General features: G+C 68.5%; 18 protein-coding genes and 1 tRNA gene. 10 read left to right on the top strand and 9 right to left on the bottom strand.

The features are described from left to right. Positions 1 to 134 precede the first annotated feature (134 nt). The gene (locus HXX10_RS21960; RefSeq protein WP_296525257.1) at positions 135 to 1,172 is read right to left on the bottom strand and encodes an ABC transporter substrate-binding protein; all 1,038 of its coding nucleotides are present in this window, start codon (positions 1,170 to 1,172) and stop codon (positions 135 to 137) included. Positions 1,173 to 1,397: 225 nt separating this feature from the next. On the opposite strand from HXX10_RS21960, the gene HXX10_RS21955 reads away from it, so the two are divergent. The 6 genes from HXX10_RS21955 (at position 1,398) to HXX10_RS21930 (ending at position 7,132) form a co-directional block, all read left to right on the top strand. Further along, the gene (locus tag HXX10_RS21955; protein ID WP_296525255.1) at positions 1,398 to 2,192 is read left to right on the top strand and encodes a TetR/AcrR family transcriptional regulator; all 795 of its coding nucleotides are present in this window, start codon (positions 1,398 to 1,400) and stop codon (positions 2,190 to 2,192) included. 102 nt (positions 2,193 to 2,294) lie between these two features. Further along, positions 2,295 to 3,179, top strand: a complete 885-nt coding sequence (locus HXX10_RS21950) for an ABC transporter permease (protein WP_296525253.1) — start codon at positions 2,295 to 2,297, stop codon at positions 3,177 to 3,179. 7 nt (positions 3,180 to 3,186) lie between these two features. After that, positions 3,187 to 4,233, top strand: coding sequence for an NAD(P)-dependent oxidoreductase (locus tag HXX10_RS21945; RefSeq protein WP_296525252.1), 1,047 nt, complete (start codon positions 3,187 to 3,189; stop codon positions 4,231 to 4,233). Beyond that, positions 4,220 to 5,065 carry a GNAT family N-acetyltransferase gene (locus HXX10_RS21940; protein ID WP_296525248.1) on the top strand — a complete coding sequence of 282 codons (846 nt, stop codon included), beginning with the start codon at positions 4,220 to 4,222 and terminating at the stop codon, positions 5,063 to 5,065. The genes HXX10_RS21945 and HXX10_RS21940 overlap by 14 nt, the downstream gene beginning before the upstream one ends. 241 nt (positions 5,066 to 5,306) lie before the next feature. Next, positions 5,307 to 6,362, top strand: coding sequence for a dihydrodipicolinate synthase family protein (locus HXX10_RS21935; protein WP_367142015.1), 1,056 nt, complete (start codon positions 5,307 to 5,309; stop codon positions 6,360 to 6,362). Then, positions 6,350 to 7,132: an ABC transporter ATP-binding protein gene (locus tag HXX10_RS21930; protein WP_296525244.1), complete on the top strand. Its 783-nt coding sequence runs from the start codon at positions 6,350 to 6,352 to the stop codon at positions 7,130 to 7,132. The genes HXX10_RS21935 and HXX10_RS21930 overlap by 13 nt, the downstream gene beginning before the upstream one ends. Here HXX10_RS21930 and HXX10_RS21925 read toward each other — a convergent pair. The 5 genes from HXX10_RS21925 to HXX10_RS21905 all read right to left on the bottom strand — a co-directional run bounded on the left by HXX10_RS21925 (position 7,119) and on the right by HXX10_RS21905 (position 13,240). Continuing rightward, positions 7,119 to 8,234 (bottom strand): FUSC family protein, encoded by a 1,116-nt coding sequence (locus tag HXX10_RS21925; protein ID WP_296525242.1) that lies wholly within the window; start codon positions 8,232 to 8,234, stop codon positions 7,119 to 7,121. The two genes, HXX10_RS21930 and HXX10_RS21925, sit on opposite strands and share 14 nt — an antisense overlap. A gap of 292 nt (positions 8,235 to 8,526) precedes the next feature. Further along, positions 8,527 to 9,930 carry an ABC transporter substrate-binding protein gene (locus HXX10_RS21920; protein ID WP_296525241.1) on the bottom strand — a complete coding sequence of 468 codons (1,404 nt, stop codon included), beginning with the start codon at positions 9,928 to 9,930 and terminating at the stop codon, positions 8,527 to 8,529. Between the two features lie 143 nt (positions 9,931 to 10,073). Further along, positions 10,074 to 10,898: a sugar phosphate isomerase/epimerase gene (locus tag HXX10_RS21915; RefSeq protein ID WP_296525239.1), complete on the bottom strand. Its 825-nt coding sequence runs from the start codon at positions 10,896 to 10,898 to the stop codon at positions 10,074 to 10,076. A gap of 28 nt (positions 10,899 to 10,926) precedes the next feature. Then, positions 10,927 to 11,754 (bottom strand): sugar phosphate isomerase/epimerase, encoded by an 828-nt coding sequence (locus HXX10_RS21910; RefSeq protein WP_296525237.1) that lies wholly within the window; start codon positions 11,752 to 11,754, stop codon positions 10,927 to 10,929. Between the two features lie 58 nt (positions 11,755 to 11,812). Next, positions 11,813 to 13,240 (bottom strand): mandelate racemase, encoded by a 1,428-nt coding sequence (locus HXX10_RS21905; protein ID WP_296525235.1) that lies wholly within the window; start codon positions 13,238 to 13,240, stop codon positions 11,813 to 11,815. Positions 13,241 to 13,422: 182 nt separating this feature from the next. Between HXX10_RS21905 and HXX10_RS21900 the strand changes: the two genes are divergently transcribed. From HXX10_RS21900 to HXX10_RS21890, 3 genes are all read left to right on the top strand, one after another. Further along, entirely contained in the window at positions 13,423 to 14,214 is a 792-nt protein-coding gene (locus tag HXX10_RS21900; RefSeq protein WP_296525233.1) for an ABC transporter permease, read from the top strand. A gap of 105 nt (positions 14,215 to 14,319) precedes the next feature. Then, a complete protein-coding gene (locus HXX10_RS21895; protein WP_296525329.1) occupies positions 14,320 to 15,228 on the top strand; it encodes an ABC transporter substrate-binding protein in 909 nt (302 codons plus the stop codon). Next, a complete protein-coding gene (locus HXX10_RS21890) occupies positions 15,228 to 16,019 on the top strand; it encodes an ABC transporter ATP-binding protein (RefSeq protein WP_296525232.1) in 792 nt (263 codons plus the stop codon). Before HXX10_RS21895 ends, HXX10_RS21890 begins: the two co-directional genes overlap by 1 nt. Positions 16,020 to 16,153: 134 nt before the next feature. Here the strand turns inward: HXX10_RS21890 and HXX10_RS21885 are convergent, their stop codons facing one another. The 3 genes from HXX10_RS21885 to HXX10_RS21875 all read right to left on the bottom strand — a co-directional run bounded on the left by HXX10_RS21885 (position 16,154) and on the right by HXX10_RS21875 (position 19,391). Continuing rightward, on the bottom strand, positions 16,154 to 17,308 hold the full coding sequence (locus tag HXX10_RS21885) for a Gfo/Idh/MocA family oxidoreductase (protein WP_296525230.1): 1,155 nt from the start codon (positions 17,306 to 17,308) through the stop codon (positions 16,154 to 16,156). Between the two features lie 808 nt (positions 17,309 to 18,116). Continuing rightward, the gene (locus HXX10_RS21880; protein ID WP_296525228.1) at positions 18,117 to 18,260 is read right to left on the bottom strand and encodes a hypothetical protein; all 144 of its coding nucleotides are present in this window, start codon (positions 18,258 to 18,260) and stop codon (positions 18,117 to 18,119) included. A gap of 159 nt (positions 18,261 to 18,419) precedes the next feature. Next, on the bottom strand, positions 18,420 to 19,391 hold the full coding sequence (locus HXX10_RS21875; protein ID WP_296525227.1) for a hypothetical protein: 972 nt from the start codon (positions 19,389 to 19,391) through the stop codon (positions 18,420 to 18,422). 351 nt (positions 19,392 to 19,742) lie between these two features. On the opposite strand from HXX10_RS21875, the gene HXX10_RS21870 reads away from it, so the two are divergent. Next, positions 19,743 to 19,818 (top strand) — tRNA-Ile (locus HXX10_RS21870). The last annotated feature ends 49 nt before the right edge of the window (positions 19,819 to 19,867 follow it).

Genomic DNA, 19,867 nt, shown 5'->3' with positions numbered 1-19,867 from the left:
CTGAAGCGACCGCCCTCGATTCACCCTCCCCTGGAGGGGGAGGGTCGGGCGTCCGCGACGCGGACGACCGGGGTGGGGTGAAGCCGCGCTGCCCAGGGGGAGGTGAAGAAGCGGCCTCGCTTACGGCTGCCCCCTCAGTTCTTGACCTTGGAGGCGTCCATCTTGACGGCGGGATCGAGGAACTTGGTGGTGAACACGGTCGCCGGGTCGAACGGCTTCTCCAGCCCGATATAGGTCTGCACCAGATCGTAGTCGGTCTTCAACCGGGCGGCATCGATCCAGCCGAGCCCCTTCTCGGTGGTGAAATTGTCGGTCATCAGCCACTTGATGCGCTCCCACTGGCGAAGCTGGGTCGCCTCGTCGAGACCGGAGACGCCCTCGGTCAGTGCCTTCAGGCAGGGCGCGAAATCGGCGACGCACTGCGCGAAAGCGGCCTGCGAGATCTTGACGAAGCTCTCCACCACGGCCGGCTTGGCCTGCAGGAAGGCGCCGTTGACCACGACGGCATTGCCATAAAGGTTGATGCCGACCTGCTTCCACGGGAGATGGACGAGATCGTCGCCCATCTCGATCACCTTGGTGTCGTGCTCGTTGAAGAAGTCGCTGATGATGTCGACCGTGCGGCTCTTCAGCGCGGCGTTCTTGGCCTGCGGCGTGATGTTGACGAAGGTGGCCGCGCCCGGATCGATGCCGACCGCCTTGGCGAAGGCCGGCCACATGATGCGCGCGGCGTCGCCCGGCGGGTTGCCGATCTTTCGACCCGGAAAATCCTTCGGGCCCGTGATCCCCGAGCTCTTCAGCCAATAAAACCCCTGCGGCGAGTTGGCGTAGACCACCATCACGGCGACCAGATCTGCACCCTTGCCCTTGGCGACCATCGAGGTGGCGAGATCCGAGATGCCGAAGGCGGCGCCGCCGGATCCGACCTTCTGGGCGGAGAGCGCCGAACCGCGACCGACATCGATGGAGAGATCGATGCCGGCCTTGGCATAGAGGCCCTGCTGCTTGGCGAAATAGTAGGGGGCATGATCCGCGGTCGGCACCCAGTTGAGCACCAGCGTGACCTTCTCGGGCGCCGGCGTTTGGGCCTGGGCCGGCACGACACCCGCCGCAGCGATCAGGAGGCCGCCGACGACGCCGGAAAGCCTGCCGGACAGGAAACGCTTCGCCATCGTGAAAACTCCCGCTGCTCGGGCGGCGGCGCGGAGGCCGGGCCGACCCTGGTGACGGCCCGCAGGCCCGGACGCGCGAAACCGACGGCAGGAGGCGGCGACCCGCACCGGAGCGCCGTCGTGTCCGGCACGGCTTGTGAAAGCGACGCAAAATCGGTACCAACGCGACGAGGATGCGTCAACAAACATTCAACCGGTTGGTTGGTTCGAACAGGCTGGTTCGACATGGCGACGGGAACCCGCGGAGCGACACGACGCGGCGGCAAGGCTCTCGGAGGCGCGCAGTGCGACGGCGGCAACGCGGCGCGACGGGCGGCGCCGTCTCGAACCAAGCCGGCAGCAACGACGCTGTCGGCGGCGCAGCCCGTGCCGGCGAAGCCGAAATCGGCGTCGGCGCCGAAGCGTCGTACCCGCGATCCCGCCGCGACGCGGCGCGCCCTGCTCACCGCCGCCCGCGCCGAATTCGCCGCCAAAGGGCTGGCCGGCGCCCGGGTCGACGAGATCGCGACGCGCGCCGGGGTCAACAAGCAGCTCGTCTACCACCACTTCGGCGACAAGGACGCACTCTATCTCGCGGTTCTGGAATGGCTCTACGACGAGATCCGCGCCGCCGAGCGCAAGGTCGACCTCGCCGGCATGGCGCCCGAGGAGGCGATCGCCCATCTGGTCGGCATCTCGTTCGACCATCTCGCGGCGCATCCCGATTTCGTCGCACTCCTGACCGACGAGAACCGTCACGGCGCGGCGCATGTGCGGCGCTCGCCGAAGCTGCCCACCATGCACTCGCCGCTGATCGCCCTGATCGCCGCGACGCTCGACAAGGGCGCCGAGACCGGCGCGTTCCGCCACGGCATCGATCCGATGCAACTCTACGTCTCGATCGCGGCGCTCGGCTATTTCTACTTCTCCAACGCGGCCACCCTCTCGACCATCTTCAAGCGCAGACTCGACAGCCGACCCGCTGTCGCGGCGCGCCGCGCCCACGTGGTCGACCTGGTGATGAACGCGCTGCGGCCGTGAGCCGTTATCAACTGGATGGTTGATTCCGGCCTTCGGCCGCGGTACACCTGAGGCTCCGCACCCGGTCGCACCGGGCCGATGCAACGGGACGAGGGACGCCCGGTGACCACAAGCGACGAGAGCGGACGAACCGACGGGGCGCGTCCCGGCACGTCTGTGCCGGAGGCGCCCGCCCCGGACATGATCGGCGCCGGCCAGCCCGGCCCCGACCCCTCGCGCGCCGCTGCGACCCGCGCCGCGCTCGCCAACGCCGCGACCATCGTCGCCGTGCATCTCGCCGTCGTGCTGGTGTGGCAACTCGCCGTCGACCTGTTCGCCATCCCCGCCTTCGTGCTGCCCTCGCCGCGCGCCACGCTGGCGACGCTGGCGCAGCCGCACTATGCATGGCTGCCGAACGTCTCGGTGACGGCGCTGGAGATTTTCGGCGGCTACCTGCTCGGCGTGACCGTCGGCGTCGTCTGCGCCGTCGCCTTCTCCTGGTTCCGGCTGATCGCCGCGATCCTGCTGCCGCTGTTCGTCACCCTCAACATGGTGCCGAAGGTCGCGCTCGGTCCGCTGATCATCGTCTGGTTCAGCTACGGCATCGTGCCGAACATCCTGATCGCCTTCTCGATCTGCTTCTTCCCGATCCTGCTCACCACGGCCCGCGGCCTGAGCGAGGTCGACCCCGACCTCCTCGATCTGGTGCGTTCTCTCAAAGGCTCGCGCTGGCAACTCTTCCAGAAAATCCAGCTTCCCGGCGCCCTGCCCTACTTGTTCTCGGGCATGAAGGTCGGCGCCATTCTGGCGGTCGCCGGCGCGACGGTCGGCGAGTTCATCGCCTCCGAGCGCGGCCTCGGCTACCTGATGATCCAGGTGCAGGCCGGGCTCGACACGGCCGGCATGCTGATGGCCGTCATCCTGCTCACGCTGCTCGGCGTCGCGCTGTACGGACTGGTGCTCGGGCTCGAGCGCCTGGTCGTCGTGCGCGACGCCCGCATCCAATGAGGCCCGCATGACCGCGACCATGACGCTCGACGCCGATCTGCCCGATCGCATCGCCGATCTCGACGCGCTCGACGCGTTGCTTTGCCGGCCGACCAAGGCATTGATCGACGATCTCGCCGCCGTCGAGGGCGACATCCTGGTGCTCGGCGTCGGCGGCAAGATGGGGCCGACGGTGGCCGGCCTCGCCAAGGCGGCGGCCCCCGGCAAGCGGGTGATCGGCGTGGCGCGCTTCAGCGAGCCGGGCCTTCGCGAGACGCTGGAGGCGCGGGGCATCGAGACGATCGCCTGCGATCTCCTCGACGAGGCCGCGATCGCGACGCTGCCGGACGCCGCCAATGTGATCTTCATGGCGGGCCGCAAATTCGGCGCCGAGGGCGACCTGGCCTTGACCTGGGCCATGAACGTGCTCAGCCCGGCGCTCGTCGCGCGCTGCTTTTCGCGCGCCCGCATCGTCGCCTTCTCGACCGGCTGCGTCTATCCGTTCGTACCGGTGGACAGCGGCGGCGCGGCCGAGGACATGGCGCTCGATCCACCCGGCGAATATGCGCAGTCCTGCGTCGGCCGCGAGCGCATGTTCTCCTACTTCTCGCAGTTGCACGGCACGCCCGGAAAGCTGTTCCGCCTCAATTACGCGATCGACATGCGCTACGGCGTGCTGCACGACATCGCCGGCAAGCTCGCAGCCGGCAAGCCGATCGATCTCACCATGGGGCACGTCAACGTGATCTGGCAGGGTGACGCCGCCGCGCAGGCGCTGCGCTGCCTGCGCCACGCGACGACGCCGACCAGCCCGCTCAATGTCAGCGGACCGGACACATTGTCGGTGCGGGCGCTCGCCGAAGGCCTCGGTCGCCGGCTCGGCCGTGCCCCGGCGTTCACCGGCAGCGAGGCGCCGACCGCCTGGCTCAGCGACACGCGCGAGGCGCAAGGCCTGTTCGGCAAGCCGGTCGTCGACATCGAGCGCATGCTCGACTGGACGGCCGACTGGGTCGGCCGCGCCATGCCGAGCCTGGGCAAGGCGACCAAGTTCGAGGTCCGCGATGGCCGCTATTGATCTCGCCGCGGCCGAGCCGCTCGGCGCGCACGAGACCCGGGCGGCGCTCGCGCTCTCGGACGAGGCGCGCTGGAATCAGACGGCGGACGACTGGACGTTCTTCCGGACCCAGGGGCACGTCTTCGCGGTCCGCAAGGACGACCGGCTGGTCGCCACCGCGGCGCTGCTGCCCTACGCGCCGCTCGGCGCGGCACCCGGCATCGCCTGGATCAGCATGGTGCTGGTGACGGCTACATGGCGGCGCCACGGGCTGGCGAAGACGCTGCTGAAGCGCTGCATCGACGAGGCCGACGCGGCCGGCGTGATTCCGTTTCTCGATGCGACGCCGGCTGGCGCCGCCGTCTATGTGCCGCTCGGCTTCAAGCCGGTCGCCGACATCGTCCGGCTGCGCCGCAAGCGGCCCAATACGCCGGAACGGACCACAGCAATCGAGGCCACGGCCGGCGACCGCGACGCGCTGCTCGCGTTCGACCGGCGCGCCACGGCGGCCGACCGCTCGAGTCTGCTCGACGACATGCTGTCGCGGCCCGGCACGATGCTGCACGCCCAGGCGAGCGCCGTCTGCCTGGTTCGAAACGGCCGCTGCGCCCGCCACATCGGCCCGCTCTATGCCGAGAGCGAGGACGCCGCCTGCGCGCTGCTCGACCGCGCCATCGCCGACGAGCCGGACTCCCTGATCATCGATCTGATGGCGCGCAATGCCGGCCTGCGGGCGCGCCTCGCCGACCACGGGTTCGTCGAGGAGCGGCCGCTCCAGCGCATGGTGCGGGGCTACGCGGCGCTGGGCGACACCGACATTGCCTTTGCGACGGCAGGGCCGGAGTTCGGGTGAGCTCGATGAATGGACGAAGGAAGAAAGAACCCCCCACCCCCGACCCCTCCCCGCCACGAGCTTCGCTCGCGGGGGGAGGGTAGTCGAGGCGCTGCGGCTCCCCTCCCCCCATTCGCGTCAGCGAATGGCGGGGAGGGGTCGGGGGTGGGGGGCTCTTTCTTGACCACCAAACTCTCCTGATCACGTGATCACGACACGACCACAAAACGGACGAGGTTAAGGAGCGACGGCAAGAATGGGCCTGCACCGGAGCGAGCTGAGCGCCGACGTCCTGCGCCTGCTGATGGAGGGCACAGTCATCCCGGCCCATCCGCTGGCGCTGACGGCGGAGCGCGACCTCGATGCGCGACGCCAGCGGGCGCTGACCCGCTATTATGTCGACGCCGGCGCCGGCGGGCTCGCGGTCGGGGTCCACACCACCCAGTTCGCGATCCGCGACGTCGGCCTCTACGAGCCGGTGCTGAGCCTCGCCGCCGAGTCGGCGCGCGCCTGGACCGCGCGCCCGCTCGTGATGGTGGCGGGTCTCGCCGGCCGCACCGCGCAGGCCGTCGCCGAGGCCCGCACCGCCGTGCGGCTCGGCTATCACGCCGGCCTCCTCAGCCTCGCGGCTCTCAAGGGCCGCAGCGAGGACGAAATCGTCGCCCATTGCGAGGCGGTCGCGGCGGAGATCCCGCTGGTCGGCTTCTATCTCCAGGTCGCGGTCGGCGGACTGCCGTTGAGCGCGAATTTCTGGCGGCGTTTTGCGCAAATCGACAATGTCGTCGCGATCAAGATGGCGCCGTTCAATCGCTACCGTACCCTCGACGTGATCCGCGGCGTCGCCGAGGCCGGCGCGCTCGACCGCGTCGCCCTCTACACCGGCAACGACGACCACATCGTGCTCGATCTGGTGCTGCCCTTCGACCTGCGCATCGGCGGCAAGGCCGTGCGGACCTCGATCAAGGGCGGGCTGCTCGGCCACTGGTCGGTGTGGACGGCGAGCGCGGTAAAACTGTTCGATCGCTGCAAGGTGGTGCGCGGCGCCGCCGCGATCGACGCCGACCTGCTGGCGCTCGATGCCCGGGTCACCGATTGCAACGCGGCCTTCTTCGACGTCGCCAACGATTTTCACGGCTGTATCGCCGGCTGCCACGAGGTGCTGCGGCGGCAGGGCCTGCTGGCCGGCATCTGGTGCCTCGATCGCAACGAGGGCCTGGGACCGGGTCAAACCGCCGCCATCGACCGCGTGCTGCGCGAGCACGCCGACCTCTCGGACGACGCCTTCGTGCGCGCCAATCTGGAGCGGTGGCTCGCATGACGGAGCCGTTCATCAGCCTGCACAATGTCCGCAAGGTCTACGGGAGCGGCGCGAGCGCCCATCTCGCCGTCTCCGACGTGACCATGGAGATCGCCGAGGGCGAACTCGTGTCGCTGGTCGGGCCGTCCGGCTGCGGCAAGTCGACGGTGCTGAAGATCCTCGCCGGCCTGCACGGCCACGAGGGCGGCACCGTGACGATCGGCAACAGCACGACGCGGTTCGATCCGGGCCGCGATATCGGCATGATCTTCCAGCAGGCGCTGCTGCTGAAGTGGCGCACCGTGATCGAGAACGTGCTGCTGCCGGCCGAGATCATCGGGCTGCCGCGCAAGGCGAGCCGCGAGCGCGCCCGCGATCTCCTCGCCATGGTCGGGCTCGCCGGCGCCGAGGACAAGTATCCGCAGCAGCTCTCGGGCGGCATGCAGCAGCGCTGCGCCATCGCCCGCGCCCTCATCCACGATCCCAAGCTGATCCTCGCCGACGAGCCGTTCGGTGCGCTCGACGCCATCACGCGCGAGCAGATGCAGCTCGAGCTGCAGCGCATCTGGCTGCAGAGCCGCAAGACCATCGTGTTCGTGACGCACGACATCGCCGAGGCGATCTTCCTCGGCACGCATGTCGCCGTGCTCACCGCGCGGCCGGCCCGCATGGCCGAGTTCTTTCCGATCGACCTGACGCAGCCGCGACCCTTCGACGTCAAGACCAGCGACGCCTTCGCGCAGTATTCGCGCCGCATCTACGAGCAGCTCGGCTTCTTCAACGGGCGGTGAGGCGCGGCCGCGCGACGGCGGCGTCCTCCGCCGCGCGATCGGGCGATCGACCGAAGGCCAGCACGGCGCCGACCAGGGCCAGGCCGCAGCCGAGCAGAATGTCCTCCAGCCGCTCGACGATCAGGGCCGAGACCGACCTTGGATCGGGCAATGCGAGGCGGAAGGCGATCAGCAGCATCACGGCGATCAGCGCGGTCTGCAGCCAGAACCGGCGCGGCATCTGCAGCGGGATGAGCGGCGCGATCGCCACCACGGCGACGATCGAGACGAGCGGCGCGTGCAGCGTATGGATCAGCACCCAGGCGACCACGACGCCGACCGTGGTGCCGAACATGAACTCGACGATCCGCCGATAGGTCGCCTGCGCGCCCGGCAGCATCACCACCAGGGGCGCGACCGTGATCCAGATGGCGCGCGTCATGCCGAGCTCGATGCCGATCCACAGGCCGAGCGCCGCGACCGCCGCATAGGCGGCGGCGAAGCGCAGCCATTCGTGGTGATGCTCCAGCCGCGGCGGCGGCTTGAAGCCGGGGAGTGCCGGCATCGGCCCGAAGAGCAGGTGATCGATGGTGCGAGCGATCCCCGCGACCACGAAAGCGAGCAGCACGAACGAGAAGTCGGAGGGCGCAAAGCCCGGCATGCCGGCCGTGAGCCCGAGCGCGATGGCACCGAAGCGGGTGCCGAGATGCGGACCCTTGCCGTATTTGTTGAGCCATCCGGCCGCGAACAGCGCGACGCCGAACAGGAACCAGAACGGGTTCTGATAGCCGTCGAGCAGCGTGCCGAGCATGCCGCCTGCCACCATGCCGAGTGCGACCTGGATCAGCACCAGCCAGCGGGCGCCGAGTCCGCGCTGATCCTCGTCGCCGAAGCACGTCATCATCCCGATCAGCGCGCCGAGCAGCGCACCGCCCGGCTGCTCCAAGAGGGTGCCGGTGACGAACGGGATCCCGATACAGACGAGAAAGAGCCACGAGCGCCGCAGCCCGGCGGTATCCGGCACGGCGCGGCGCGAGAGATCGCGCGCCGCCCGCCAGGCCCGCACAGAGGGGCGAAGCCGCGCGCCGAAGCGCCACGGCGACGGCCGCAGCGGGAGCGGCACACGGTCGATCGACGAACGATGGGCAGAATTCGAGTGGCTTCGCATGGTTCTCTTCTGACGTCGGCTCAGGCCTCGTCGAGAGACACAGCGAGCACGCAAGACAAGAGCGGAGACGACGACGGCGGCCCTCCGGCGGGCCGCCGCTGTCGCCTCCGAGATCGGATGATGCTGTCTTATGCCACCCGATCGGGGCAGGATTATGAACCCTGCTTGGCCGCCGTCCGGTCTCGCCGCCGGACGGACGGCCTCACGCGGGAGGATGCCGGAGCGAGTCGGCCCGGCACCGACGCCGTCACTTGACCGGGCAGAGCGGATGCTGCGGGTCGCAGCGATAGAGCTCGCGCTCGACGAACTTGCCGTTCTCCACGACCCAGTGCACCAGCGGCGGATACATGTCGCCGGCGGCGTCCCAGTCGATGGAATGATAGGCGCCTTCGTAGTTGATCGGCTTGCCGCGGCCGAGCGCCTTCACGGCGGCCGTGTAGTCCTCGACGGTCGGCCGGATGGTCTTGCCGCCGCTGGCATTGATCTTGGCGAGGCCGTCGCGGATAGCCGCCGGCGTCACGTCCTTCGGGTGCTTGGGATCGCCGGCCGCCGAGAGCGCCGCGAGCAGCAGCGTGGCGGTGGCATCATAGGCGCCGGACGCCGTCATCTCGGGCGCCTGCCCGGCCGCCGCCTGGAAGGCCTTGAGAAACGCCTTTCCGGAGGCGCTCTTGTCCACCTGCGTCACCGAGCTGCCTTCGAGCCCGTTCGCGACCGCGCCGAGATCCTTGAGGATGTAGTCGCGCCGGAAGCTGTTGTTGGACAGGATCGGGATGGTGTGGCCGGCCTTCCGGTAGGCCTCGATCGCCTTCGCGGCCTGCTCGGGCAGCATGGCGACGATCACGACGTCGGGAGCCCCTTCGGTCGCCCCGGACTCGCTCTTGTCGTCGACCACCTTGGCCCAGCCGGCGGAGAGATCGGCCGGGTTCGTCAGGTAGACGATCTCGGTCGTCGCCTTGCCCTTGTAGAAGGACGCGACCAGCGGCGGAATACTGGTGGCGAGCGCGCGATGGCCATTGTCGGCGTAAATCGCGATCTTGAAGGTGCCGTCGCCGTTGCCCTTGCCGTCGGCGGTCCGCTTGAGGGCGATCTGCACCAGCGCGGCGGCCTCGTATTTGGCGACGTAGAAGACGCGGAACAGCCAGTTGTCGGCGTCGCGCTGCGCCGCCTGGTTCACCGCGTCGGCGTCCGTGAAGGCCGGATCGTTGATGAAGCTCGACGAGCACTGGAAGCAGGTGATCGGAACCTTCTGCTTCGCCTGGGTCGCCGGATCGTAGTTGAGCTTGTTGACCGCGACCGTGACGCCGCTCGAATCGGTCACCAGCGCCTTGACGCCGTCCTGGTTGATCAGCCGCAACGCCTCGGACTGGGCGAAGGGCGGATTGCTCTTGGAGTCGCCGAGCACGAGGTCGAACCGCACCTCGCTGCCGGCTTTCTCCAGAGCCTGATTCATCTGCCGCACGGCGAGCTCGACGGCCGCCTTGTATAGCAGCGTCGTGCTGCCGCCGGTCTGGTCGATGACGGCGCCGACCTTGATCACCTGACGCTCGGTGCCCGATCCGGCCGCGAACGTGGTGGGGCTGACGACGGCCGTACCGGCCAACACCAGCGAAGACGCCAGCAGCAGCCGGACGGGTCGGAACAAAAACGACATGGCGCATCTCCCGATGTGACGGTGATGGATGGATCACGGTCTCGCAGGCGTTGCGCGCACAGTCCCGTCGCGGACGGGGCCGTCCACGTTTCGCCCGTTCGGACGTTTCTTGCGGCAGCGCGGGGGTCGCCGCCGGAGAGCCTTCAGCAGGCCGAAGCGAATCGCTCCAGGCAGGTGGCCAAGACCTCGTCGCCCGGCTTTTTCCACCAGGTTTCGGCGGAGAAAATTTCGACCTCGTGGAAGCCCGTGTAGCCGGCGTCCTCGATCATTCCGGCAATGGCCGGCAGATCGATCACCCCGTCGCCCATCATGCCGCGGTCGAGCAGCATGTCGCGGGTCGGCACAAGCCAATCGCAGATGTGATAGGCGAAGATCCGTTTCTCGCGCCCGGCGCGGGCGATCTGGGCGGCCAGATCCGGATCCCACCAGACGTGATAGGCGTCGATGGCCACGCCGACGTCCGGCCCCAGCCGCGCGCAGAGATCGAGCGACTGGCCCAACGTGTTCACGCAGGCGCGGTCGCCCGCATACATCGGATGCAGCGGCTCGATGGCGAGCGGCACTTTTGCCGCACGCGCGTGCGGCAGGACCGCGGCGAGGCCCTCGGCCACCATCTCGCGCGCCGCGACGATGTCGCGCGAGCCCTTCGGCAGTCCGCCGACCACCAGAACCAGACACTCGGCCCCGATGGTCGCCGCCTCGTCGATGGCACGGCGGTTGTCGTCGATCGCGGCCTGGCGGCCCGCCGCGTCGACGGCAGGAAACATGCCGCCGCGGCAATAGCCGGTCACCCGCATGCCGTGATCCTCGATGACCTTCGCGGACTCGGCGAGCCCGAACGCGGCAACCTGATCGCGCCACGGATCGATGGCGCGGATGCCATGGCGGGCGCAGGCTTCCACGGCCTGCCCGACGTTCCACTGCTGACGCACGGTGGCGAGATTGATCGACAGGCCTTCGTTGGGCATCGCTGGTCCTGGTTTCTTGTTTCGGCTTTCAGGGAATCGCTTCGAGAAGGCCGCGGACATAACCGATCGCGCGGGCCGCACAGGTGGGTCCGTCGGGCTCGTAGACGAAGGGCTCGACGCCGACGACGTCGCGCCAGCCGACGTCGCGCAGGGCCGTGACGATCGGCGCGAACTCGAGCTCGCCCTCGCCCGGGCCGCGGCGATTCGGATCGTTGAAGTGGACGTGGCCGATCAGGCCAGCCGGAACCCAATGCCGAACGAGATCCGGGATCGGCTCGGCCTCGGTCACGGCCGACGACGAGCAGTCGATCATGGTCCTGAGCGCCGGGTTGCCGACCGCGCGGACGATCTCGGCCGCCTGCGCGACCGTGTTGATGCAGTTGGTCTGGCGCCGCGACAGCGGCTCGATGCAGTAGACGACACCGGCCGCGGCGGCCGCTTCGGCGACGGCCGCGAAGGCGTCGGCGGCGCGCTTGCGCCCCTCCTCCTCCTCACCGGGATCGAGCCGGCGCTGATCGGGCGAGCCGTGCACCAGCACGCTCGCGCCGAGGTCGTGGGCGAGCCCGCACAGCCGCCGCATCACGTCGATGCTGCGCTGTCGCACCGGAGCATCCGCCGAGGTGATCGACAGGCCAGCCGGCGCCCGCATCAGGTAATGCAGGCCCGTGATGGCGATGCCGGCCTCTGCCGCGGCGTGCCGTATGGCAGTGCGCTCGGCCGCCGGCATCAGATGCGGCGCATCCGAGACCGTGTAGGGCGCGAGCTCGAGCCCGTCATAGCCGACCGCGCGGGCGAACCCGCACTGGGCCGCGAAGGGCAGCGCCGCGATCACCTCGTTGCACAAAGAAACCCGCATGTCCGTCATCCGGCCAGAGTGATCGGCATCGTCAGTGTGCTCTCGTTCCGCCGGGTGCTCACAGCCGCATCGGCTGCATCGAGGCCCAGTCCGGCATCGTTCCGACCGCGAGGCCCGGGGCCTGCGCGATCGAGCCGAGCGCCACCGCGCCGCCCGTTATGGCCAGCCGCACGCGGCCGTTGCTGCGCCGGTAGAGATCGCCATGGGCGGCGAGAAAACGCGCCTGCTCCTCCTCCGATGCGCCGGCCATGCCGTCGACGTAATGGTGGCCGTTGCGCTCGACATGCTTGACGCCGACCAGGGTCGCCAGCGCGAGATCCTGCTGCACCGCGATGCCGGCCTGGGTGGTGAGATCCTCGGCGGACATGAAGAAGCGGCCCGCCCCTGCTTCCCCCGCCTGCGCGTTCCAATGGTCGACGCGGGCGCGGTTGAGCAGCGCGCGGTAGATGCCCTTGCAGGATTTTGCCGACACGCCGCGATAGCCGAGCTCGCGCGCCTTGGGGAAAACGTCGAGATCACAGTCCGATTCGTCGACCTCGAGCGGGATCAGGCCGGCGAGCGCATGCACGGGCTCGTTCAGCGCGCGGGCGCGGCCGATCGGCTGCTCGATATGCAGGGTCGAGGCGACGAGGCGCTTCAGGCGCGGCGCCTCGCCCATGCGTCGCCACAACTCCACCACGGCCTCGATAGTGTCGTACTGCTCGTTGCCGTCGAGCGTGACGACATAGGGTTCCGACAACCGATCGATGACGGCGGCGATGCCGGACAAGCGCGCGACATCGGCGTCCGCGTCGCCCGACACTTTGAGCTTGAAGTGACGGTGCCCGTAGGCTTCGATCACCTCCTCGAGGCTTTCGGGCAGGCCGTCGTCGAGCCGATGGCCTGCCGTGTCGGCGCGGGTGAGCGCATCGACCATGCCGACCGTGTGGCGCACGAAGATGGACAGCGCCGGGGCGAGTCGGGCCAGGAAGCGATCGAGATCGAAACCGGCGAGGTCGGGCGCGGCGTGTGCCGTCAGGCCGACACGGTTTTGCGATACCAGGGCGAAGGCTGGAATGCCTTCGAGCCGGGCCAGCGCGTCGAGAATGGCGCGGTCGAGCTCGGCGAGGCCGAAGGACGCGACGAGACCGTTGAGGCCCGCAGCCGCGCAGGCGGCGCGATGCGCCGGTTCGACGGCGGCCGAAAGGCCGGCGGCGGTGTGCGGCCCAGCCGCGAGATAGTGGTCCCGCGCGATCGCAAGCGCGCGGCGGAGCTGGTCGAAATTCTGCTCGTTGGAAAGGTCCGGCGACTTGTCGAACCATTTGGGAACCAGGAGCTCGGCCGAGACGCCCTCGCCCTCCCGCCCGTCGGCGAGGCGGATGCGCACCCGAATGAACGCCTGCGGCGCCTCCCGCAGGGTGACCACCCCGAACCGGAACGGCAGGCGCAGCCGTACCGGCCGCTCGAAAAAGCTCGCCTCGACCAAGCTCAGGCGCGGCACCGTCATGCCCGCCCCCGGCGGTTCGGCCGCGGCTGCGCGTGGGACGCGGACCTCGCGCGAGTGCGACACATGCGCCGACGACTTGACCCGGTCACGGCCAGCTCCTTAAATCACTAATAACTGGATGGTTACATCCGCGGCGATGGTGTCGCAAGGTCCCGCAGTGGGGACGAGTCATGAGGTCGGCCATGCAACGACTGCAGAAGATGATTCAGGCGCCGTGGCTCAGGCCCTTGATTTTCCTCGTTATCCTGATCGCCCTCTGGGATTTTGCGATCCGTATTTTCCACATCCCGCCCTACCAGGTCCCGGCCCCGATCGATGTGGTGATCACCCTGTGGCAGGAATGGCCGAAGCTGATGTCAGAGGCGGTGCCGACCACCGTCGCCACCGTCTACGGGTTCCTGCTGTCGGCCGTGTTCGGCATCCCGATCGCCATGCTGATCGCCGGCTCGCGCACCATCGAGAGCTACGTCTATCCGCTGCTCGTCTTCTCGCAGTCGATCCCGAAGATCGCCATCGCGCCCCTGTTCGTCGTGTGGTTCGGCTTCGGCATGACGCCGAAGGTCCTCTCGGCCTTCCTGCTCGGCTTCTTCCCCGTGGTGGTGTCGGCCGTGCAGGGATTCAAGTCGGTCGAGCCCGACCTCTTGGACCTCGCCCGCGCCATGGAGGCGAGCCGGCTGCAGATTTTCCGCATGGTGAGCCTGCCCTACGCGATGCCGGCGATCTTCTCGGGCCTGAAGGTGTCGATCACGCTCGCCGTCGTCGGCGCCGTGGTCGGCGAGTTCGTCGGGTCCAATTCGGGGATCGGCTACGTACTTCAACGAAGTATCGGAAATTTCGAGTTGCCTACGATGTTCGCTGCTCTCGTCATCCTCGCTCTCATCGGGGTGATTTTGTTCTGGATTCTCGACCTGATCGAACGTCTTGTGATTCCTTGGCACGCCAGCCAGCGCCAGGACGTCATCGTCGCTGCGTGATCGAGCCAACAAACAATGGGAGGTAAGATCGTGATCCGGATTCTGACGACGCTTTTTGCCGTGCTCCTCGCCGGCCCCGCCCTGGCGGCCGACAAAGTCACGCTGATGATCAACTGGTACGTCTACGGCGAGCATGCGCCGTTCTACTACGGCAAGGAGAAGGGCTATTACGCGGCCGAGGGGATCGACCTCGACATCCAGGAAGGCCGCGGCTCCGGCACGGTGACGCAGGTCGTCGCCGCCCGCAGCCTCCAGTTCGGCTATGTCGACGTACCGACCATGATGCGTGCCACCATCAAGGGTGCGCCCGTCATCTCGACCGGCGTGCTGCTGCAGACCAGCCCGATGTCCGTGATGGGCTTCGTCGACAAGAACATCCGCAAGCCCGAGGACATCAAGGGCAAGACGGTCGCCACCACGCCGGGCGATTCGATGTCGCAGATCTGGCCGCTCTTCCTCAAGAAAGCCAACCTGAAGGAGAGCGACTTCAAGACCGTGTCGGGCGACGCGACCACCAAGCTCAACGCCGTCATCAACAACCAGGCCGACCTGCTGCTCGGTTACGTGATGGACCAGAGCATGAAGATCAAGGACGCCACCGGCAAGGACGTCTATCCGATCAAGTTCTCGGACTACGGTGTCCATCTGGTGAGCTCGGGCATCATCGCCAACACCGAGTACGTCAAGGAGAACCCCGACCTGGTGCGGCGTTTCATGCGGGCCAGCATCAAGTCCGTCGAGGAGGCGGTGAAGGATCCGAAGGCCGCCGCGCAGTCGATCCTCAACGCCAACCCGAAGGGCGGCAAGATCGGCACGCTGACCGAGGGCTTCGAGCTGACCATCCCGCTCTACAAGGATCCGACCGGCCAGTCGAAGCAGCCGTTCCGGGTCAGCGACACCAACATGAAGGACTCGGTCGACCTGATGGTCGAGTACGGCGGCCTCGAGGCCACCGCGAAGGACAAGCTGAAGAGCTTCTACACCAACGAATTCCTGCCTGCGCCTGGTCTCTGATGCTCGCCATCGATGAAACGGCGGCCGCGCGCGCGATGATTCAAATCTCGCGCGTGGCCAAGACGTACCGGACCACGGACGGAGAAATCCCGTCCCTGCGTCCGATCGACCTCTCGATCGCCGACGGCGAGTTCGTCGTCGTGGTCGGCCCATCGGGTTGCGGCAAGACCACGCTGCTGCGCATGATCGCCGGCCTGATGCCACCGAGCGAAGGCGAGATCCGGGTCGGCGACCGCATCGTCACCAGCCCGCACAGCGACGTCGGCATCGTCTTCCAGTCGGCACTGCTGCTGCCATGGCGCACCGTGCTCGCCAACGTGATGATGCCGGTCGAGGTCAAGGGGCTGCCGCGCGAGATCTATCAGCCGCGCGCGGAAGCGCTGCTCAAGATGGCGGGCCTCGGCGGCTTCGAGACCAAGCATCCGTGGCAGCTCTCCGGCGGCATGCAGCAGCGCGTCGCGATCTGCCGGGCGCTGGTGCACGACCCGAAGATTCTTCTGATGGACGAGCCGTTCGGCGCGCTGGACGCGATGACGCGTGAGCGCATGAACGCCGAGCTGCAACGCATCCAGCGCGAGACCAAGAAGACCGCGCTGCTGATCACCCACTCGATTCCCGAGGCCGTGTTCCTGGCCGACCGCATCGTCGTGCTGTCGGAGCGTCCGGGCGCGATCGCCGCGATCTACACGGTCGACCTACCGCGCCCGCGCCAGCTCGACGTGCTCGGCATGCCCGAATTCGTGCGGCTGACCACGACCATCCGGGCGCATTTCAACGCGCAGCTCGATTGAGGAACGCTGTCATTCCGGGGCGCCGCGCAGCGGCGAACCCGGAATCCAGTCACATTTGCAAGCCCCGCTGCAGGGCTGGATTCCGGGTTCGCGGGCTTTCAGCCCGCGCCCCGGAACGACGAAACCGCCCTGCCTCAAATCTCCAGCTTCGGCACGTCGATCCAGCGCCGCTCGGCCCAGCTCTTCAGGCCGAGCTCGGCGAGCTGCACGCCCTTGACGCCTTCCATCAGGTCGTGGCTCCACGGCCCGTCGGCGACCACGTGGCGGATGAAGTTCTCCCACTGGATCTTGAAGCCGTTGTCGTAGTCGAAATTGTCCGGAACCTCCTCCCACTGATCGAGGAAGTTCATGGTCTGCGGGACGTCGGGATTCCAGATCGGGCGCGGCGTGTTGACCCGGTGCTGCGTCCAGCATTTGGTCAGGCCGGCGACCGCCGAGCCGTGAGTGCCGTCGACCTGGAAGGTGACGAGATCGTCGCGGCGCACCCGCACGCACCAGGACGAGTTCATGTGTGCGATGACGCCGCCTTCGAGCTCGAAGGTCGCGTAGGCGGCGTCGTCGGCATCGGCCACATAGGTCTTGCCGTTCTCGTCGACCCGGCTCGGGATGTGGGTGGCGCCGAGGCAGCTCACCGCCTTGACGTTGCCGAACAGGTTGTCGAGCACGTAGCGCCAGTGGCACAGCATGTCGAGCATGATGCCGCCACCCTCGGCGAGCTTGTAGTTCCAGCTCGGCCGCTGCGCCGGCTGGCCCCAGTCGCCCTCGAACACCCAGTAGCCGAACTCGCCCCGGACCGAGAACATGCGGCCAAAGAAGCCGGCCTCGCGCAGCTTGGCGATCTTGCGCAAGCCCGGCAGGAACAGCTTGTCCTGGACGACGCCGTTCTTGATGCCGCGCTGCTTGGCGAGCTTGGCGACGGCGAGCGCCTTGTCGAGCGTGTCGGCGATCGGCTTCTCGCAATAGACATGCTTACCGGCCTCGATGGCGCGGCTGACGAGGTCGGCCCGCGCCTGCGTGGTGGCAGCGTCGAAGAACACGGTGTCGTCCGGGTTCTTCAGCGCCGCATCGAGGTCCGAGGTGGTGCGCTCGATCCCGTACTGGCGGCCGAGCGCCGCGACCTTCTCGGCATTGCGCCCGACCAGGATCGGTTCCGGCATCACGCGATCGCCATTGGCGAGCGGCACGCCCCCTGCGCTGCGGATGGCGACGATCGAACGGACCAGGTGCTGGTTGAGCCCCATGCGTCCGGTGACGCCGTGCATGATGATGCCGAGCTTCTTGGTGGCCATTTGCATGCCTCGCGTGATGTGAAAAAACTGGACCGACGGACTACTCGGTCGCTGGGCCAAGTAACCGCTTGGTTACAAATTTCCACGACGGCGAGGCGACCGTCAAGGCTCTTGTCGTGCCCGAAACGCAGTTCCGGAACGCGCCGTGGCATGGCTCGCACCCGGCCATCAGCCGTTGTTTCTCCGCTCGTCCCGCTTTCGAGCGCGTGACGGACTCGGGGGATCCAGGCTTGCGAGGTCTCGCGGTCGTGCGGCGGGGATATCCGGTCCGGCTCGGTGTGGGCAGGCGTCGTCTCTGGAGGCCCCGATCGTCGCCGGCGGGCATGCGGGCTCTGCTGGTCGATCGGGAGAGGCGACCGGGTGTCCGGCCGCAGCCTCTGCTCGCAGGCGATGCGCCGCCATCTGGTTGCCGGCGAGCGCGTGCCACATCGGCACCGCCGTGGGCTTGATCAGGCTGCGGACCGGCGTGAAGCCGAACCCGTGGTCATCGAGGTTGGCGTTGATCTGCTCGATGAGCTTGCGATACGCGGCAGGTCTTCCGGCCGGCCGCGGTCGCCATCCGGCGGCGCCACGCCTTCACGCTCTCGGGCCTTTCGGGCTCTCGCGCCGGCTCGCGCTTGCGGGCCGGCCAGCGGGGCGATGTCAAGCCAGACCCGCATCGTCACGCCGGTCCCTCACGCGCTCTCGCGGGAACGAGTCGTCATGGGCGGCTGCGCACCCTGATGGACGACACAGCGTTCGTTGATCCGTATGGGCTTTTCGGATCATGTTTCTGGGTTGCGGACGACGAGTGTTCGCTTCTCCCGCCTCACCAGGCGCCGACCCAGCGACCGACGTCGAAGACGGCCGCTGCGCCCACACAGACGATGAGGCCGCTCCAGACCAGCCCGAGGGCGAGCGTCCGGTTGGCGCGGATGAGCGTGTCCTTCTCGACCAGATGATGGTGGGCCATGGAGATGCCCTCCGAGGCTCGGGGTTCAGGCAAAGGATAACGTCCGGTTTCAATGATCGTTCCAATATAACGTCGCATATCGTGCGACGTCCGGCAGAGCAATCCGCAGTTGCGCGAAGCAGCACCCACCTTCCATCGCGATACTCGGACGGTCGGTGGTTACCGCCGAGCGCCCGTGGCCGGCGCCGCACCCGTCGGGGTCGCCTGAACCGGGCCGCCGAAGGGCGAATAGGTCTGATAGGTCGGATAGACGACGCTCTTCGCCTGGGGCGCCGGGGCCGGCGCCGAGCGGAGGACGGCGCGGCGCGGCGCGCTGTGGACCACCCTCGGCTTCTTGCGAATCACCGGCTTGGCGGCGCGCTTGGCCTTGGGCTGAGCGGCCTTGGCGGCCGGAGGCTGCGGCGTCGCGGCGCTGGGGGCCGCGGACGTCACGGCGGCGACGGCGGGACCGGACGGCGGGGCGACGGCCGGGACCTCGGCGGGAGCCGCAGGGGCGCCGGTCTCGGCCGAGACTGGCGCCGGGTCGGTTTCGAGGGGAAGCGCGATGCGAGGGCGCGCCGGCTCTGCCGCAAAGCCCAACGCCGGCGCGACCGGCGCTGCGGCGGCCGCGGCAACGGGCGCTCCCGGGTCGGGAACCGCGGTGGTCAGCATGTGGCCGTGCTCGGCGGGCGGCGGCGTCTCGTCGGCAACCATCGTCTCGCGCGGCGCGGGCTCGGGCGTCTCGGAAATGACGGCGCGGATGAGATCGCCGAGCGGATCGGCCGACGGAGCCTTCGGTGGACCGGCCGCCCGGCTGCGCTCGTCGGCGGCGACCAGCGGCAGGGTCGGCGCATCAGCGCCGCCATCCGCAGGCCGGGCCCCGGACTCCGCCACCGGCGCGAAAGCGGTGACGCCGGACGAGGCGTCCGCCGCGTCGGCGAGCGCGGTGCGCAGGGCCGTGGCGGTCAGCAGAAGGCGCTGCGCATCATCCATCGGCACCTGCGAGAGCCGCACCAGCGTGCGCCCGAGAATCGGCACCTCGCCGATGCGGGTCACGGCGTCCGGCGCCGGCACGAGCCCGCGCGCCAGCACCATGGCGGCCACCACCACGGCCGCGATCGCGACCAGCATCGACCGGAACGTTGGAAGCATGACGGCCCCGCCTCACGCCATCCGCGGCGCATCCCGTCCGCCCGAGATGGCCGCGGATTGATTCGGTCAGGCTATCAGAGTCGGCGACTCCGGTGAAACGGTCGGGTCGCAAACGTGATGCGGGAACGGCGTGCGGCATGACTCGTTTTTCGGCAACGGCAGCGCCTCGTCTTTCGGCAGACGCCGCAGCGCGTGTCTCGCCGAGCCGATTTCGTCGGTTGCGGCAATTGTGCACTCCCGCCGGGCGACGCGTGTTGCCCGCCGACACGGCGGGCGGCCGTTGTCTGGGCTTGCCGCCGCTGCTACGGTCGCGCCGCCTCGGGCCGCACCCGCAAGACCCGGGGACAGCGCGGGCCCGTAGCTCAATGGTCAGAGCCGGCGGCTCATAACCGCTTGGTTGCAGGTTCGAGTCCTGCCGGGCCCACCACGCACTCTGGTCGAACCGCAGGAAAGTCGGGCGTTCGTGGAAACGCCGA

The sequence above is a fragment of the Rhodoplanes sp. genome, assembly GCF_013377085.1.
Taxonomy (GTDB): domain Bacteria; phylum Pseudomonadota; class Alphaproteobacteria; order Rhizobiales; family Xanthobacteraceae; genus Rhodoplanes.
Note: the sequence above shows the minus strand (reverse complement) of the source record. Positions and strands in the feature narration are given on the sequence as shown.

Bases quoted from the DNA above. Each gene is read 5' to 3' on its own strand.
- HXX10_RS21960 (WP_296525257.1), bottom strand. From the start codon at position 1,172: ATGGCGAAGCGTTTCCTGTCCGGCAGGCTTTCCGGCGTCGTCGGCGGC.
- HXX10_RS21955 (WP_296525255.1), top strand. From the start codon at position 1,398: ATGGCGACGGGAACCCGCGGAGCGACACGACGCGGCGGCAAGGCTCTC.
- HXX10_RS21945 (WP_296525252.1), top strand. From the start codon at position 3,187: ATGACCGCGACCATGACGCTCGACGCCGATCTGCCCGATCGCATCGCC.
- HXX10_RS21940 (WP_296525248.1), top strand. From the start codon at position 4,220: ATGGCCGCTATTGATCTCGCCGCGGCCGAGCCGCTCGGCGCGCACGAG.
- HXX10_RS21920 (WP_296525241.1), bottom strand. From the start codon at position 9,930: ATGTCGTTTTTGTTCCGACCCGTCCGGCTGCTGCTGGCGTCTTCGCTG.
- HXX10_RS21915 (WP_296525239.1), bottom strand. From the start codon at position 10,898: ATGCCCAACGAAGGCCTGTCGATCAATCTCGCCACCGTGCGTCAGCAG.
- HXX10_RS21910 (WP_296525237.1), bottom strand. From the start codon at position 11,754: ATGCGGGTTTCTTTGTGCAACGAGGTGATCGCGGCGCTGCCCTTCGCG.
- HXX10_RS21905 (WP_296525235.1), bottom strand. From the start codon at position 13,240: ATGACGGTGCCGCGCCTGAGCTTGGTCGAGGCGAGCTTTTTCGAGCGG.
- HXX10_RS21900 (WP_296525233.1), top strand. From the start codon at position 13,423: ATGCAACGACTGCAGAAGATGATTCAGGCGCCGTGGCTCAGGCCCTTG.
- HXX10_RS21895 (WP_296525329.1), top strand. From the start codon at position 14,320: ATGATCAACTGGTACGTCTACGGCGAGCATGCGCCGTTCTACTACGGC.
- HXX10_RS21890 (WP_296525232.1), top strand. From the start codon at position 15,228: ATGCTCGCCATCGATGAAACGGCGGCCGCGCGCGCGATGATTCAAATC.
- HXX10_RS21885 (WP_296525230.1), bottom strand. From the start codon at position 17,308: ATGGCCACCAAGAAGCTCGGCATCATCATGCACGGCGTCACCGGACGC.
- HXX10_RS21880 (WP_296525228.1), bottom strand. From the start codon at position 18,260: ATGGCCCACCATCATCTGGTCGAGAAGGACACGCTCATCCGCGCCAAC.
- HXX10_RS21875 (WP_296525227.1), bottom strand. From the start codon at position 19,391: ATGCTTCCAACGTTCCGGTCGATGCTGGTCGCGATCGCGGCCGTGGTG.